The organism is Corallococcus sp. AB049A (genome assembly GCF_003668885.1).
GTDB classification, from domain to species: domain Bacteria; phylum Myxococcota; class Myxococcia; order Myxococcales; family Myxococcaceae; genus Corallococcus; species Corallococcus interemptor.
In genome coordinates this window covers 1-540 of the sequence record NZ_RAWL01000925.1, presented here as the reverse complement: position 1 = coordinate 540, position 540 = coordinate 1, and the positions used below count along the sequence as shown (strand labels likewise).

The window sequence follows — 540 nt, the reverse complement described above, 5'->3', positions numbered from 1 at the left end:
AGCACCATTCACCCTTTCGCTTCCCTCCAGTGAGGAAAGAAGAGTGGTGGGCCTAGGTGGACTTGAACCACCGACCTCGCGCTTATCAGGCGCGCGCTCTAGCCAGCTGAGCTATAGGCCCAGGGGGCTAAAGCATCGGCGAACCCTACAGCGTCCTTCATTCTCAAAGAGCCGAGCCGCCTTCGCTCGGTCCTTCAAAACCAAACAGCAAGCCCGAAGTTCATAATGGATTGTTTATCGGAAACATTGACCTAGTTAGACCTGACAGCCCGAAGGCTGCTGGTGTTGCCTACTCTCCCGAAGGATGAGTCCAACACCCGGTCTCCTTAGAAAGGAGGTGATCCAGCCGCAGGTTCCCCTACGGCTACCTTGTTACGACTTCACCCCAGTTACCGAGCACTCCTTGGGCATCCCTTGGTGAGATGACTTCTGGAGCAATCGACTCCCATGGTGTGACGGGCGGTGTGTACAAGGCCCGGGAACGTATTCACCGCAGCGTGCTGATCTGCGATTACTAGCGATTCCGCCTTCATGGAGTCG

General features: G+C 56.1%; 1 tRNA gene and 1 rRNA gene. Both read right to left on the bottom strand.

Annotated elements, in window-relative coordinates:
- Window positions 1–44: 44 nt before the first annotated feature.
- Window positions 45–121, bottom strand: a tRNA-Ile gene (locus D7X55_RS40270).
- A gap of 209 nt (window positions 122–330) precedes the next feature.
- Window positions 331–540: ribosomal RNA gene (locus D7X55_RS40265) — 16S ribosomal RNA — on the bottom strand; the annotation flags it as partial.